The organism is uncultured Clostridium sp. (assembly GCF_947072515.1).
In the GTDB taxonomy this organism is placed as follows: domain Bacteria; phylum Bacillota; class Clostridia; order Clostridiales; family Clostridiaceae; genus Clostridium.
The window spans coordinates 26,192-41,618 of the sequence record NZ_CAMTIG010000019.1; the positions used below are offsets into that span (position 1 = coordinate 26,192).

General features: G+C 29.1%; 11 protein-coding genes. All 11 read right to left on the minus strand.

Annotated features, from left to right (window positions below; genetic code table 11):
* Nucleotides 1-35: 35 nt before the first annotated feature.
* Nucleotides 36-1,481 carry a ribonuclease E/G gene (locus Q0W06_RS08910; protein ID WP_297634054.1) on the minus strand — a complete coding sequence of 482 codons (1,446 nt, stop codon included), beginning with the start codon at nt 1,479-1,481 and terminating at the stop codon, nt 36-38.
* Nucleotides 1,482-1,494: 13 nt separating this feature from the next.
* Nucleotides 1,495-2,199: a TIGR03936 family radical SAM-associated protein gene (locus tag Q0W06_RS08915; RefSeq protein ID WP_297634123.1), complete on the minus strand. Its 705-nt coding sequence runs from the start codon at nt 2,197-2,199 to the stop codon at nt 1,495-1,497.
* Nucleotides 2,183-4,036: a TIGR03960 family B12-binding radical SAM protein gene (locus Q0W06_RS08920; protein WP_297634056.1), complete on the minus strand. Its 1,854-nt coding sequence runs from the start codon at nt 4,034-4,036 to the stop codon at nt 2,183-2,185. Before Q0W06_RS08920 ends, Q0W06_RS08915 begins: the two co-directional genes overlap by 17 nt.
* A gap of 267 nt (nt 4,037-4,303) precedes the next feature.
* Entirely contained in the window at nt 4,304-5,119 is an 816-nt protein-coding gene (locus Q0W06_RS08925; RefSeq protein ID WP_297634058.1) for a site-2 protease family protein, read from the minus strand.
* A 56-nt stretch (nt 5,120-5,175) separates the two neighbouring features.
* Nucleotides 5,176-5,547 (minus strand): hypothetical protein, encoded by a 372-nt coding sequence (locus tag Q0W06_RS08930; RefSeq protein WP_297634060.1) that lies wholly within the window; start codon nt 5,545-5,547, stop codon nt 5,176-5,178.
* A 152-nt stretch (nt 5,548-5,699) separates the two neighbouring features.
* Complete coding sequence (gene rodA, locus Q0W06_RS08935) at nt 5,700-6,785, minus strand: rod shape-determining protein RodA (RefSeq protein ID WP_297634125.1); 1,086 nt, start codon at nt 6,783-6,785, stop codon at nt 5,700-5,702.
* Nucleotides 6,786-7,110: 325 nt separating this feature from the next.
* Nucleotides 7,111-7,374: a cell division topological specificity factor MinE gene (minE, locus tag Q0W06_RS08940; protein WP_297634062.1), complete on the minus strand. Its 264-nt coding sequence runs from the start codon at nt 7,372-7,374 to the stop codon at nt 7,111-7,113.
* Between the two features lie 13 nt (nt 7,375-7,387).
* The gene (minD, locus tag Q0W06_RS08945; RefSeq protein WP_297634064.1) at nt 7,388-8,185 is read right to left on the minus strand and encodes a septum site-determining protein MinD; all 798 of its coding nucleotides are present in this window, start codon (nt 8,183-8,185) and stop codon (nt 7,388-7,390) included.
* Nucleotides 8,186-8,201: 16 nt separating this feature from the next.
* Entirely contained in the window at nt 8,202-8,789 is a 588-nt protein-coding gene (gene minC / locus Q0W06_RS08950; protein ID WP_297634127.1) for a septum site-determining protein MinC, read from the minus strand.
* Nucleotides 8,790-9,156: 367 nt separating this feature from the next.
* Nucleotides 9,157-12,183 (minus strand): penicillin-binding transpeptidase domain-containing protein, encoded by a 3,027-nt coding sequence (locus Q0W06_RS08955; RefSeq protein ID WP_297634066.1) that lies wholly within the window; start codon nt 12,181-12,183, stop codon nt 9,157-9,159.
* A gap of 192 nt (nt 12,184-12,375) precedes the next feature.
* A complete protein-coding gene (locus tag Q0W06_RS08960) occupies nt 12,376-15,423 on the minus strand; it encodes a penicillin-binding transpeptidase domain-containing protein (protein WP_297634068.1) in 3,048 nt (1,015 codons plus the stop codon).
* Between the last annotated feature and the right edge of the window lie 4 nt (nt 15,424-15,427).

Sequence of the window (15,427 nt, forward strand, 5' to 3'; positions counted from 1 at the left end):
ATTATCATAAACTACATTTTTTGTAAAGAATAATCCTAACATTTTTCTACAGCTTTTATAAGGTAATTTTTAAGATTTTCTCTTTGATTTAAGAATATTATTGGTTCCACCTTATATCCACTTATTCCATCAACATAATTTAAATATATCTCTTTATCTATTCCATCTATATTTTTAAGGAATGTAATAATATCTCCTGATACTCTTTCTTTATATGTTGAATCTAGTTCTATATAAAAACTTTTTATTGTATTTTCCTCTAAAGATTTTAGTATTTCATTCTTTATAAGAGTTTCTACATATGCAAGTCTTAATACATTTCCTGTTCCTTGGCATAGAGTACATTTTTCTTCTATACTATCATAAATACTCTTACCTCTTCTTCTTCTTGATATTTGAATTAAGTCTAACTCTGTAAATGGGAATATTTTAGAGTTCCCTCCATCTTTACTTAATGATTTTTTTAATTCTCTCATTACAGTAAATCTATCATTTTTATCTCTTAAATCAATAAAATCAATAACTATTATTCCACTTAAGTTTCTAAGCATTATTTGTTTTCCAATTTCTCTAGCAGCTTCTACATTTGTTTCTAATACAGTCTTTTGAAGATTTTTTTCTTTTATATTCTTCCCGCTATTAATATCTATAACATACATAGCTTCTGTTCTCTCGATAACTATATTTCCACCACAAGGTAGTGCTATTTTATTATGTCTTAACTTAAGTATTTCTTTTTCTATATCTAAATAATCAAAAAGTGTTCTAAGTCCTTCGTATCTTTCTATAATTACATTTTCTTTATCTAGAAACTTTTTTATAAACTCTTCATCATTTTCATTATTTACATATATTTTTAAATCTTCCTTAGTTATATTATCTATTATAACTTTACTTAATGCTGCTTTTTTTCCAAATACTCTCTCACAAGTATTACTATAATTAAGTTTTCTTAAAAGCTCATCATAAATATCTTTTAATCTATTACTCTCATTTTCCAAAGCTTCTAAAGGAGCTTTTGCTCCTTCAGTTCTTATTGTAAGCGTAACTCCATCTATCTTTTTAAGTTCTGCTAAAATAAGCTGTTTTTTAACATCATCATTTATTCTTTTAGAAAATACTATTCCATCATTTCCTTTAGATAAAACAATATATTTTCCTGGAATACTAACTTTATGCGTAACTTTAGCTCCCTTATCTCCTAAGGGCTCTTTTAAAACTTCAACTAAAAGCTCATCGCCTTTTTTTACATTTAATTTTTTAAGTTCATCACTATAATACATGTAACCTTCTTTTGAAAGTCCCATATCTAAAAATATTGAATTTATTCCAGGTACAATATTTTTAATCTTTGCTTTATATATTTCTCCTACTGTAGGCTCTTCTGTTTTCTCTTCTATAAAACATTCTTCTAAAATTCCATTATCTCTTACAGCTACTCTTAAAAACTTTTCGCTTCTTTCAATACAAATTTCTCTCATCAATTTCCACTTCCTATATACATTCATATAATGGAACTAATTTGTCCCCTTTAAAACAATACATTTCTTCTCTTTTTATATCAACAAATTCATCATTTAAAACATTAGTAGTATTTTTCTTTATTAAATCTACTACTAAATCCGCTGATAAATGTTCTCTACTTCCTGCACTTATAAGTACATTGAAGATTCCTTCATCATCTTTAGACCAGTACTTTATCTCTTTAACCATTGGTCTAATATCAACTTCTCTTTCTGAACGTTTTGATCTTTTTGTCATTATCCATTCTTCTTTATTCATTAACTCTTCCATTTCTTTATCAAAGTTTGAAAGGTCTGAATATTTTATTTTCATTATATATCTAGCTCCATCTATTAATGCCATAGCTTGTGGAACCTTTTTTTCATTTTGTTTTGGCGCTGGAATAAATACAGCTTTTGAAAACTTTACGCCTCTAGCAGAACTTTTATTTAATCTTTCTACTATTTCATCTAAATCTACTTCTTCATCTAACTCCATGTCCATATACTCTCCATCTGAATATACTCCTACCGATAGAGGTTGTGCTATTGATGTAGCCATATGTGGATTGAATCCTTGTGAGTAGTGAATTGGTAGTTCTGACCTTCTAATAGATCTTTGTATAGTTCTTAAAAGATCTAAGTGAGATATAAATTTTATATCTGCTTCTTTTGTATATTTAATTAAGTAACGCACCTTCAAAACACTTCCCTTCTTTAAAGTTTACGTTAACTCCACACCCTGTACATCCTTTTCTACAGTTTTGTGTAAGTTCTGCTTTTTTAGCTTTTTCATTTTCATTCTCTAAATATTTTCTTGTAACACCTATATTTATAAAGTCCCATGGTAATATTTCATCATAACTTCTCTCTCTAAATGCATAGAAGTCTCCATCTATATTACATTCTTCTAAAGCTTCTATCCAAGTATCAAATTTGAAATATTCACTCCATCCATCAAATCTACATCCTTTTTCAAATGCCTTAATTAATACATCTCCAAGTTTTCTATCTCCTCTTGCAAATATAGCTTCTAAATATGAAGTTGTTTGCTCATGATAGTTATAAACTACTGCTGGAGATTTTAATGAATATTTAACAGCTTTAATTTTTTCAATAACTTCTTCTCTTCTTTCCATAGGTGCCCATTGGAATGGTGTAAATGCCTTTGGAATAAGTATTGATGTACTTACTGTAACTCTAAGCCCTCTATTTCTTACCTCTTTAGGAACTTGGAAATATTGATCCACAATCTTTTGTGCTAAATCCCCAATTGCTGCACAATCCTCTCTATTTTCATAAGGTAATCCTATAATAAAGTAAAGTTTTAATCTGCTCCATCCTGCTTCAAAAGCACTTTTAGCAGCTTCTAATATCTTTTCTTCTGTTAACCCTTTATTTATTATATCCCTCATTCTTTGAGAACCAGCTTCTGGTGCAAAAGTTAATCCAGATTTTCTTACCTTTTGAATTTCCTTAATTAAATCTACTGAAAAAGCATCAACTCTTATAGATGGTAGTGCTACTCCTACTTTATTTCCTTCATGCTCTTTTATTAAATCATTTATAAGATTTTGAATATCTGAATAATCACAGGTACTTAATGATGCTAGAGATATTTCCTGATACCCTGTAGCTTTAACCATTTCTCTTGCTTGATTTACAAGTGTTTCACGTGTTTTTTCTCTAACTGGTCTATAAATCATTCCTGCTTGACAAAATCTGCACCCATTTGTGCATCCTCTAAATGTTTCAAGGACTATTCTATCATGAACAATCTCACTATATGGTACAACCATTTCTGTTGGATAATCTACTTTATCAAAATCATTTATTATTCTTTTTTTAACTTCCTTAGGTACATCATCATATTTTGGTTTAAATTCTTTAATAGTACCATCTTCATTATAAGAAACTTCATATAATGATGGTACATAGATACCTTCTATCTTAGAAATTTCTCTTAAGAAACCTTTTTTATCATTTTTTCCTTTATATTTTTTATAAACATCAAGGACATCATTCATCATTTCTTCCCCTTCTCCAAGTTCGAAGAAATCAATGATTTCATGAAGTGGCTCTGGATTATAAGCACATGGACCACCTGCCATTATTATAGGGTCATTCTCACTTCTTTCAGAAGATCTTAGTGGAATCCCTGACATATCTAACATATTTAATATATTTGTATAGCTCATTTCGTATTGAAGGGTAAACCCAAGCATATTAAATTCTTTTAATGGTGTTTTTGTTTCTAAAGAATATAAAGAAATATTATTTTTTCTTAGTTCTTCTTCCATGTCTGGCCATGGTGCAAAAACTCTTTCGCAATATGTATCTTTTCTTCCATTTATCGTATGATAAAGTATTCTTGTTCCTAAGTGTGACATTCCTACCTCATATACATCTGGGAAACAAAAAGCAAATCTTAAATCTATATCTTTTAAATCTTTTACTACTTCGTTTAATTCTCCACCAACGTATCTTGATGGCTTCTCAACTCTACATAAGATACTATCAGTAATTTTATTCATGAATATATCCTCCTAAATTTCAAAGTTCTTTCCTATATATATTTCTTTATTCTAGCATAAAACCTTAATTTCTTCTATTATTTTATAAAAGTGAATCTTCCCATTTTATTCACCATTATATAAAATTTAAGCCCTTAAAAAAACAAAATAAGCGGAATACTTAAACTTGTTTCATTAAGGGCTTTCTATCTTTGCGAAAGATAGCTTTTAGTGTGGAAATTAATGGTTTCATTTTGAAAGATATTGTAAAGATAGCTTTCTTTTATATTATTGCTCATTTTTCAAAATTAAATACTCCTTTAGAGAAATATTTCCATATTTTTTCAGAGCTTCAATTACTTCATCTTCTTTTATCATTCCTAAAAATTTTAATTCCTCATCTAATATATAAAATTCATTAAATTTATTTCTATCTATTATCTTTAAAAGATTTAAAAGTTTATTCTTATGAGAAACAGAAACACTTCTATTTTCTATGTACTCATATTTTTCTATTAGGTTTCCCTTTCTAAAAAGATTATCCATCATCATATAAATAGTTGATTTTTTTTCAATATAACTAGAATATATTATAAGTCCCGAAACTAACACTAAGCCTATTTCAAAATTATTTTTTGATAATCCCAATATAAAGATATAAGATAAGAAAAAGACAAATATATAACTAGTACCTCTTATTACTCTCTTTGCTTTCCTATAAGTAATCCACCTTGATAATATTATCTCTAAAATCTTAGATCCATCTAAAGGATATGCAGGTATCATATTAAATATAAATAATCCCAAATTAATATTTCCAATTATCATTAAATGCTCATTATAACTAATATTACTTATACAAAAACATAAAATAAAAATCAAAAGATTCATACTAGGTCCACTTAAATATAAATTTAATTTTTGAAAATCTTCTAAATCATTAACATCTGTTAATTTTGCATTTGTCCCAGTTAAACTTACGTTAAACTCATGTAGTTTACAGCCATATAAATTCCCTACAATTATGTGAGTAAATTCATGTATCAATACTGATATTACACTTATGAATATTCCTTCATTTATAGTCATTATTATAATTAACAAGATAGCCTCTAAGATTAAGCTTTTTATAGATTTATTCATTTTAGTTCCAATAAACCTTATTTTTCTATCTCTATCTTAAATTCTTTTATCGCCTCTAAGACTTTACCTTTTAAACTCAAAGCTATTTCTTTTTCATTAAAATAATAATCTGTTTTTATAATTCCACTTATGTTCTTATAGACTTCTTGTAATCTAGTATCTTTAGATACATTTGTAAAATACACTATTCCCCCAATTAAAGATATTCCTATTATTTGTGTTAATATCATCTCAACAGTTCCATTTTTCTTTTCTCTTTTAGTTCTTCTTGAAGAATTCACTATATTTTGATTTGTATAACCTTCTCCTCTTACGTAACTACTTTTCCCTGTAGAAATCCCTCTCACTCCTCTGTAATAATCCTCATATTCGCTTCTATAATATCCCATTTCTCCTTCCTCCAATTCCCTTCTATTATTAATTTATATTTTTTCCTCCTATCCTTTATTCCTATTTAAGATTCTTAACTTATCCTTTTTTATATTTTTTTATTTTTTCCATACAAAAAAGGCCACATCTTTTGATGTAGCCTTTAAACTATTTAAAACCTTATTGATTTCCTTCTCATTCCTATATTAATTACCAATCCTATTGTCATCATAATTGATAGAAGTGAACTTCCTCCATAACTAATTAATGGAAGTGTTATTCCTGTAATCGGCATAAGTCCTATAGTCATCCCAATATTCTGGAATATAGCAAATAAGAAATATGCAGTAATTCCTATACAAATTATCATTCCAAAAGTATCTTTTGCGCTCCGTGCAATATTAATCATTTTCACGATTAATATTCCATACATTGTAAGTAAGAATATTACTCCTACAAATCCCCAATTTTCTGCTGTTGTTGAGAATATAAAGTCTGTTTGAATTTCTGGAACGTGTTGAGCTGCATATCCTGATGTACCATCATTAGCTAGTGATGGTCTATCTCCAAACAAGCCTCCAGTACCAACACTTATTAAGGATTGACTTAAATGGTATCCTGTTGTTGATGCATTGGCTGATGGATTTAAGAACGATGTTACTCTGGCCTTTTGATATGGCTGAATTAACCCTACATTCCATACAATTGCAACAAACACAACTAATCCTAAAAATCCTCCAATAAATATTCTCTTATCTAATCCGGCGACAAAATATATCCCTAATACAATAAAGAAACAAACCATTGTCATTCCCATATCCGGTTGTATTACGATAAATATCATAGGAATAAGAGCATATATAGTAAGTTTTATAAAATTTCTTAAATTATTTATTTGTAAATCCATTTCTTCTAAACATTTTGCAAGCATCATAATCATTGCAACCTTTGCAATTTCCGATGGTTGAAAAGATAGAGGTCCAAGCCTTATCCATCCTCTTGCTCCATTTATGGTAGTTCCTAAAACCCTTGTAAGTAATAACAATGCTATAGAAACCCAATAAAATATTGGAACATAATTGTAAAAAACTCTATAATCTATTGCTATACATATATACATCGCTACTAGTGAAACAATCATCCATGTAAATTGTTTTTCAGCAAATGTTAATCCATAAGTTCCCTTTGTACAAAGATATATATTAAGTATTCCAAACATAACTATCACAATAGTTACAAATAATAACACTTTATCCATGTCTCTAAAGTTTCTTCTAATAGATCCTTTACTACTGCTTCCACTATTATCAAATAGTAAATCTCGTCTAAGCAATACTACACCTCCTAGTATGTTATTGTTCAGTAACATACTCTATTATATATCATAATCTTTTCATTCTCTATAAAAAACATACTTACATTATAAAAAATAATAAAATTTTAATAAACATCTTTTATTTCATTCTTTTAAAATCTAATTTTGAGATATTCTGTTATTATTTTAATTTTATTCTTTATAACATAATTTTATATAGAAAAAAGCCACGTAGTAATATTACTATTTTGTCTACGTAGCATAAATATTATTGGCCTTTTATATTTTTAATCGGTATATTTGCAATAAGTGATGAAGGACCTTCACCTTCTTCAATACCACTTTTGCTTACCGATATTTCAACATCTTCGCCTTGAATTTCTATATATTTTGTAATAACTTGTAAGATTTCTGTTCTTATTTTTTCTAATGTTTCTTCTGGCAAGTCACCTCTATCGTGAATAAGTATAAGCCTTAGTCTATCTTTTGCAATTTCTTTTGGTTTTTGTTTTCCGAAATTAAAAAATCCCATACTAAAAGCCTCCCTATTTACGTTTAAAAAGTTTCATTAAATTCCCGAAAAATCCTGAATTTTCTTCGGTAAATTCCATTATTGGAACATCTTCACCATTTAATCTCTTAGCAATATTTTTAAATGCTTTTCCTGTTTGTGAATCCTCATCTAAAACTATTGGCTCTCCTTTGTTCGTTGACACTGATACTCTTTTATCATCTGGAACTACACCTAGAAGTTCTACTGATAATACTTCTATAATATCATTTACTCCTAGCATATCCCCTCTAGCTGCCATTTCTGGGTTTAATCTATTTACTACTACTGAGTGATCAGTTATTCCTTTTGCATCAAGTTTTCCAATTACTCTATCAGCATCTCTGATTGAAGTTATTTCTGGATTTACTACAACTACAGCTTTTTCTGCTCCGATAGCTGCATTTTCAAATCCGCCTTCTATTCCTGCTGGAGAATCTATTAACACATAATCAAACTCTTCTTTAAGTTCTCTCACTATTTTAAGCATATCATTTGATTTTACATCATCTTTATCCTTTGATTGTGCTGTTGGTAACAAATGTAGATTTGGAAATCTCTTATCTTTTATTAAAGCTTGCTTTAATCTGCATCTATTTTCTATAACGTCTATTATTGTATACACAATTCTATTTTCAAGTCCCATTAATACATCTAGGTTTCTAAGTCCTGTATCACCATCAACTACAACTACTTTTTTCCCTAGTGATGCAAGTGCAGTTCCTAAGTTAGCTGTTGTTGTTGTTTTACCAACTCCCCCTTTACCTGATGTAATTACTATAGATACTCCCATTTAATTAATCCCTCCACTAATAAATGTATTTATTTACTAAGTATGGCTCTACTGTTATCATGCCATCTTTTATCTTCGCTATTTCTGGATATGTTGGCTTTTCAGAATCAGGTGACATAGCTATTCTATCAGCTATTTTTAGTATTTCTGGGTAAAGTGAAAATGCTGCTATAACCGCTTTATCGTTTCCATTAGAACCAGCAAACACTGTTCCATTAATACTTCCAAGCACAATTACATTTCCTGTTGCTATAACTTCTGCTCCACTATTTATATCTCCAATAATGACCATATTGCCATTATAACTAACACACTGTCCGCCTCTTATAGTTTTTCTTAAAAACTTTGTTTTTCCTTCATATATTCCAGCAAATACCTTACTGTTTTCTACTACTTTCTTTTCTTCAGCATTTGAATTTAAAACAATTTCGTTTATTCCAATTTTGTCTTTTAGACCCTCTTGTAGATGAATTAAATCCTTCTCCGTAATCATATTAAGATCGATTGTTATAGCCAATGAAATCCCCTTGTAAAATTGCTTTCCTTTTTCTAGCTTTTCTATAAGTTCTTTAAACATCTCACTATAATCTGGATATTTATTCATATCAATATCTGCAACAAGTCCTTTTCCATTTCCTTTGATTATTATGCCATCTTGCACGCTGATACCTCCGCTATACAATACACTTTAATATGTATTCTACAAATTTTTGTAAAAACCTTTATTTTAAATATTTTTATACTATATCATTATATCATCATTATACATTTTTTGATATAATCCTTTTATTTTTTCCTAATTTTTTATTTACAGCTTCATTTTTTCTAAAATTTCATTTCAAACTTTGCAAATTTATAACTTTATCACCTCTTTAAAAGAATTAAACATAACTCTATAATTTTAAATCTATTTTCAATTTTAAAAATTATTTTTTAATTAAAATTAGGGCCACTTTAAGCAACCCTAACCTTTAATTTTCTTTATTTTCAGTTTCTTCTTTATTATTCTTTGAATCATCATTATCTTGTGATTCATTATTATCTTTTGGCGCATTTAAAACATACTTTTTAAATGTGTCTGAATTTGCCACATAATTTGGATAATCCTTTTCTAAAGTTTCCTTATAATATGCTTCATATGCTGCTTTTGCAACTGGCGCTGTATAAGAACCATGTCCCCCATCATAAATTCCGCCTACAAATGCTATTTCCGGCTTATCTATAGGAGAAAAACTCACATATGTTGCATATGGTGATCTACCAAAACTTCTTTGGTCATTATGGTAATCTGCTGTTCCTGTTTTACCAGCTGTTGATATTGGGAATGTTTTAAATACAGATGCAGCTGTTCCTTGCTCACCATCATTTGCTCTTCTCATTCCTTCTTTCACAGCATCTAAATTTCCTTTATCAATCTTAGTTTCACTTAATATTGTTGGATCATTTTGCTTTAATATTGTTCCATCCACTGAAGTAACTTTATCTACAAGATTTAATGAATATCTAGTTCCACCATTTGCTAATGTTGTTATATAAGACATTAATTGTAATGGTGTAAATTGATTTATACCTTGTCCTATAGATGCAGAAATTATTTCAGTAGGCGACATTATATTAACTGGTTTATCATGTATCGTAAATCTACCTATTACTGATGCTACTTTTTTTGCTTGCTCATCTATGTTAGTATTTCTCCCACTTGCATTATAAGTATTTATATTTTCCGTATACTTTGGAGAAATTTCCATTATTTTTTTAACATCCGGAAGAACTAGCTCATAAAAAGCTTCATACTCAGTTCCTTTATCTCCTGTTCCAACAACTTCTAATCTGTCTGTTATTTTTTTCTTTAAATTAATTTTAGCTTGTTCAAGTTCAGGTGTATCTGCTAAATTAGCTGCAAAATCAAATGGAACGTAACTCTCTCCACCTGCATAAGTTCCATTAGCTAAATAATCATTCAGTTCAAACTTTGCAAAACTTATTATATTCTTTTTATTTGTAGTAAAATTATATGTTTGCCCTGTTGTATTTTCTTCAATTTCTATTCCTGTTGATGGATTTTCTTGACTATTAGGATCAGATCCTAGTCCAAATTTCCATGCCCAATTAGCTAAACTATTTAATGCTTTTTGTTTTGCTTCCACTTCTGGTAAATCCTTATTTTCATTCATTGTTTTTGTATATAATCTATATGCTGTTTCATACATATAAACATTGCATGAAACTTCTAAAGCTTTAGCTGCATTTGTAAGTCCATGACTTCCACCATTTGCATGAATCCAGCATGCTGGAGTTCCAAAATCACTTGGTCTACCTGTAAAAACTCCACCTGCCATTATTTGTTCTGAAGGTGTTATAACCCCCTCTTGAAGTCCTGCCATAACTGTAAGTGGCTTAAATATTGAACCTGGAGGTAATGTTCCTAATGTTGCATAGTTATAAAATGGCTTTGGATATAAATCATATTTATCTTCTCTATTTCCATTTTTATCTTTTGGAAATAATTCATCTATACTCTTACTCACTCCTGGCATTTGAACAATTTTCTTTCCATACGCCTCTAAATCTGGCGCAAAATACTGCTGTATCTCTTCTTGACTCAATTGTCCTGGAATTGCAAATTTATTAGGATCGTAATCTGGATAACTTGCCATACCTAAAATTTTTCCTGTATTTACTTCAGCTACCATTGCAAATCCTCTAGTTGCATTTCCAAATGTATGTCCACTATTATCTCTTTTATTTTGTTGTATATTTTTTATAGTATCCTCTAATGCTTGTTGCATTGCATATTGAACATCTTTATTTATATTTAAATGAACAGTATTTCCTGGAGATGACTCAAGTCTAAATAATTCTTCTGTTTCTCTTCCTTGAGAATTAACTTTAACAGTTTTTCCTCCTTTTGTTCCTTTTAAATCATTTTCATAAGATGCTTCTATTCCTGCTTTTCCTATAAGATCTGTTGATGCATCATATCCTCTTAATTCATAACTTGCTTGTGTCGAAGAATCAATTTTAGAAACATACCCTAATACAGCTGATCCTAATGTACCATATGGATATTCCCTTACAGGTTGCTTGTCTACATCAACTCCAGGTAAATCATTTAATCTTTGATAAATAGTAAATGCTGTTTCCGTTTTTATATTATTTGCTATAACAATTGATTTATCATTTTTAAAACTTTGAATTCTTAGTGCATCTTTTACAATAAAATACTTATATAAATCTTCTCTTGAATATTTTCCTTCTATTTTTGCAAGGATTTCATCTCCAGTCATATCTTTGTATATTTTCTTTCTTTCATTATATGCACTTAATTCAGTATCATAAGCTTGTTTATCTTCTTTAGTTAAAGTTCCACTTTTTTTAACTGGTTTTGAATCGATTATATCAATTAAGTCATATGTTTTAATTAAATAATTAAAAGCTTCTTTTGCTGTAACTTCTTTTAGTTTTTCATCTATTTCTTGCGATTGTTTTTCATCTAAATCTACATTTTGATTAGAAAATAATTTTCTTTTAAAATAATCGTTCATCCCTCTATCTTTTAAGAATCTTATCTTATCATAATCTTGACTTTCTGTATCTGAACTTTTAAATTCGTAATATGGTTCTCCATTTTCATTTAATTTTAAAATCGTATCATTTAATAAAACTTCCTCATTTTCTTCTAATATTTCAAATACTAACCCCATAGTTTCATAAAAATTATATTTCCCTTCTGTTGGAGTGCTATATTTTAATATGTATATTTGTTTATTTCCTGCTAATACATTTCCTTCATTATCTAATATTTCACCTCTCGGTGTCTTTTCATCTACAAATCTAATTGAGTTTGTTTTAGCTCTATCTACATAATAATCATGTTTATATACTTGCAAATATAAAGTTTTAACTGCAAGAACAGTAAATACTCCCCCCATTATGGCTTTCATTATAGTATAACGGGATATTTCCTTTTTTCTTTTTTTAGGCTTGTTTACTATCATCTTAATCCCCATTCTTTTTAATATAATTCCTTATACTTCATATTATATATCATTTAATTCATTATTCATTAACATTATATTAATAATATTACCATAATTTTTATATTAAAAAAATAGTTATTTTAAACTTTATAAAAAAAAAGCTGCTTTTTAGTAGATTTTTGTCTACAAAAGCAACTTTTCCCTATTTTTCTAGTTATTATTAAAATCTTTCATTACTTGTTCTTGTTCTTGTTTTGTTTTTTCTTGAGCCTGAGCCTGCGCTTTTCCTTCTGCACTTTCTGGATTATTATCCTTTGGTGCATTTAAAACATATTTAGTAAAGCTTGTCGATGAATAATGCATTTGCGTAAGTTGATCTTTAAAATATGCTTCATATGCTGCTTTTGCAACTGGTGCTGTATATCCACCATGTCCTGCATCATAAATTACTCCAACAAATGCGATTTGAGGATTATCAAATGGCGCAAAACTCACATATGTTGCATATGGTGCTCTACCAAAATCTCTTTGATTTTCTGCATAATCTGCTGTTCCCGTTTTACCTGCTGTTGCAATTGGGAAACTACCAAAAACAGCTTCAGCTGTTCCTCCCTCTTCATCATTTGCTCTTCTCATACCTTCTTTAACTGCCGCCAATGTTGATGGCTTTAGATTTAGTTTTTCTACAACTTCCGGTTCTTGTTTTTCTAACACACTTCCATTTGGTGTAGTTACTTGATCTAATAAATGTAATCTATATCTAGTTCCACCATTTGCTATTGTCATTGTATACTCTGCTAATTGCATTGGTGTAAAATGATTTATCCCTTGCCCTATAGCTGAATAAATAAGCTGTGCTGGTGACATTATTTCCCCTGCTACATCTCTTATAGTAAATTGTGTTATTGTTAATGCTACTTGCTTTGCTTGAGCTTCAACAGTTGTATTAGGGTTTGATTTTTTATAATTTTCAAAACTAGCCTGATAACTTGGAGATTCCTTCATTATTTTAAGGACTATTGGATAAACTTGATTATAAAATTCATCATAATCAGCAGATTTTTCATTTGTTCCCACTTTTTCTAGTCTATCATTTATTAGATTCTTCAATTGATTTTTTAAATCTGCTAAACTTTGTGAGTCTCCTGAATTTGCCGCAAAATCAAATGGTGCAAATTTATATGTTCCCTTATAGTCTCCTGCTTCTAAATAACTATTTAAATTAAATTTTGAAAATTGTATTGCATTATCTTTATAGCTTTGGAAATTATATACTTGCCCACTTGTATTTTCAGGAATTTCTATTCCTGTTCCTGGGTCTGAATTACTATTTGGATTATGACCTAATCCAAATTTCCATGCCCATTGTGCTAGTGAATTTAAAGCATATATTTGTGCATCCGTTCCTTGTAAATTTGAATCTTTTAAAGCTTTTTCATATAATCTATATCCCATTTCATAGAAGAAAAAGTTACATGATACTTGAAGTGCTTTTTCAACATCTACTGGTCCATGTCCTCCACCTGTTTGTGGATATATCCAACATTCTGGTCCAAAAGCTTTTCCAAACACATCTGGATGTACATTAAACTTTCCTGTATCATTTACAGTTTCTTCTGGCGTTACAACACCTTCTTCTAAAGCTGCAATTGCTGTAAGTGGTTTAAATATCGATCCTGGTGGCATTGTTCCTAATGTTGCATAGTTATAAAATGGCTTTGGATATAAATCATATTTATCTTCTCTATTTCCATTTTTATCTTTTGGGAATAATTGATCCACAGTTTTAGTTACACCTGAAAGCTTAGCTTCCTGTTCTCCAAAACTTTGCAAGTCTGGTGCAAAATACTGTTGATATTGTTCCTTTGTAAGTTGACCTGGTATTGCAAATAGATTTGGATTGTAATCTGGATAACTTGCCATTGCTAGTATATTTCCTGTATGAACATCAACTACAAGTGCTGCTCCCCTTGTTGCATTTGGGAATGATTTTCCTGCATCCTTTGCATTTTTTCTAATGTTATCTATAGTATCTTTTAAGGCTTCTTGTGTAGCATATTGTACACTTTTATTTATTGTTAACTGTACATTATCTCCTTGCGATACTTCTTGTGAGAAAAGACTTTGAGTTATTCTACCTTGTGAATTAACTTTTACAGTTTTTCCACCTTTTGAACCTCTTAAATATTCTTCATAGCTTTTTTCTATCCCTGCTTTTCCAACTAAATCAGAAGCTACATCATAACCTCTAAGTGCATATTCATCTTTTAACGAACTATCTATTGGTGATACATATCCCATTACTGATGATGCTAAATTATCATATGGATAATATCTTACTGGTTGTAAATTCACATCTATTCCTGGTAACTCATTTAGTTTTTGATAAATTGTAAAAGCAGTTTCCTTCTTTATATTATTTGCTATTGTTATTGATCTATATCCTTTAAAACTTTGCATTTTCATTGCATCTTTAACTACTACATAGTCTCTTATAGTTTCTAATGGATATTTTTGAAGTAATACTTTTAACTGCTCTGCTCCAGTCATTTCAGAATATTTTTTTACATTTTCATTGTATGTATTCATTTTGTTTGTATATTCTGCTTGCTTTTCCTTACTTGAATTTTTCCCAATATCCGCTGGTTTTGGATTAAGAATAGAAATTATATTGTATGTTTTAACTAAATAATCAAATGCGTCCTCTGGTGTTACTTTTAAAAGTTCTTCATTTATCTTAGCATTTTCTACATCAGTTAATTCTCTATTTTGTCCCCCATATATTTTTTTCTGAATTACTTCATTCATTCCTCTATCTCTCAAAAATCTTATTTTTTCATACTCCTGAGTTTGCTTTTCAGTAGTACTGTATGAAAAATAAAACTTCCCATTATCAAGCTTTAACATCATATCATCTTGAAGTGTTTCCCCATCTTCTTTTAGTATATTAAAAACTTGCCCCATAGTATTATAAAATTCGCCTTCTCCTGTAGATGGAACTGTATATGTAATATTATAGATTTCTCTGTTAGTTGCTAAAATGTTTCCTTTATCATCTAAAATTTCCCCTCTAGGAGCATCTTGCGCTATAAATCTAGTAGAATTCTCATTTGCTTTTCCCTTATAATATTCATGTTTATATAATTGTAGGTAAAGTACTCTTAAAGCAATTATTGTAAATACACCTATCATTATAAATTTTACAATTGTGTACCTTGATATAGGTTTCTTTTTCTTCTTAGGTTTATTTACTATCATTTAG

Bases quoted from the DNA above. Each gene is read 5' to 3' on its own strand.
- Q0W06_RS08960 (WP_297634068.1), bottom strand. From the start codon at position 15,423: ATGATAGTAAATAAACCTAAGAAGAAAAAGAAACCTATATCAAGGTAC.
- rodA (WP_297634125.1), bottom strand. From the start codon at position 6,785: ATGGATAAAGTGTTATTATTTGTAACTATTGTGATAGTTATGTTTGGA.
- Q0W06_RS08930 (WP_297634060.1), bottom strand. From the start codon at position 5,547: ATGGGATATTATAGAAGCGAATATGAGGATTATTACAGAGGAGTGAGA.
- minE (WP_297634062.1), bottom strand. From the start codon at position 7,374: ATGGGATTTTTTAATTTCGGAAAACAAAAACCAAAAGAAATTGCAAAA.
- minD (WP_297634064.1), bottom strand. From the start codon at position 8,185: ATGGGAGTATCTATAGTAATTACATCAGGTAAAGGGGGAGTTGGTAAA.
- Q0W06_RS08920 (WP_297634056.1), bottom strand. From the start codon at position 4,036: ATGAATAAAATTACTGATAGTATCTTATGTAGAGTTGAGAAGCCATCA.
- Q0W06_RS08955 (WP_297634066.1), bottom strand. From the start codon at position 12,183: ATGATAGTAAACAAGCCTAAAAAAAGAAAAAAGGAAATATCCCGTTAT.
- minC (WP_297634127.1), bottom strand. From the start codon at position 8,789: ATGAATAAATATCCAGATTATAGTGAGATGTTTAAAGAACTTATAGAA.
- Q0W06_RS08910 (WP_297634054.1), bottom strand. From the start codon at position 1,481: ATGAGAGAAATTTGTATTGAAAGAAGCGAAAAGTTTTTAAGAGTAGCT.